This is a genomic window from Massilia sp. CT11-108 (genome assembly GCF_047302915.1).
Classification (GTDB): domain Bacteria; phylum Pseudomonadota; class Gammaproteobacteria; order Burkholderiales; family Burkholderiaceae_D; genus Telluria; species Telluria orientalis.
In genome coordinates this window covers 1-673 of record NZ_JBKYMO010001124.1, presented here as the reverse complement: position 1 = coordinate 673, position 673 = coordinate 1, and the positions used below count along the sequence as shown (strand labels likewise).

General features: G+C 67.6%; 1 pseudogene. It reads right to left on the bottom strand.

Annotated features, from left to right (window positions below):
* Positions 1-377 (bottom strand): annotated as a pseudogene (locus tag ACEN88_RS33540) (glucose/galactose MFS transporter); the annotation flags it as partial.
* Positions 378-673 lie beyond the last annotated feature (296 nt).

Here is a 673-nt window from a genome sequence, read left to right as displayed (position 1 = left end):
CCGGCCGCCAGCACGAAGAACGCGAACAGGAACAGGCCGTAGCCGCCCTGCGCGGCCGGATAGAACAGCGCGCAGCCCCCGGCCGCGATCAACAGGCCCGTGACGGCGCCTTTCTGGTAGCCGATGCGGCGGATCAGCGCGCCGGCCGGCAGCGACACGATGAAATAGGCGCCGAAGAAGCAGAACTGAACGAGCATCGCCTGCAGGTAGTTCAGCGTGTAGATCGCCTTCAGGTGCGGGATCAGCACGTCGTTCAGCGACGTGAGCAGGCCCCACATGAAGAACAGGATCGTCACGATGACGAGCGGGCCGGTGTTGGTCGCGCCCGCGGACGATGCCGCGCTCACGGGCACGGACGGGTTGGGGGAAGCTGCCATGGAATCTCCTTTGTTATGGTTATGGTGTTGCGGCGTCGAGCAGCGCGCCAGGTAAGCCTGCAGCCGGCCCTTGCCCTCGAAGCGGGCGCACCGTGATGTCGGGCGCGGCCAGCCGGCGCAAGCCACTCATTGCAGGTCCTCGCATTTGACGGTGCCGGTGCCCGCGGTGACGTCGACGTTGCCGAAGGCGGCCGTGAAAGCGCCGTCGCTGGCGACGCGGAACGGCGTGTCGACTCTCGCCAGGTCCACGCCGCTGGATGCGACCAGGCTGTTCACGGGCCTGGCCGGCAAGGGAC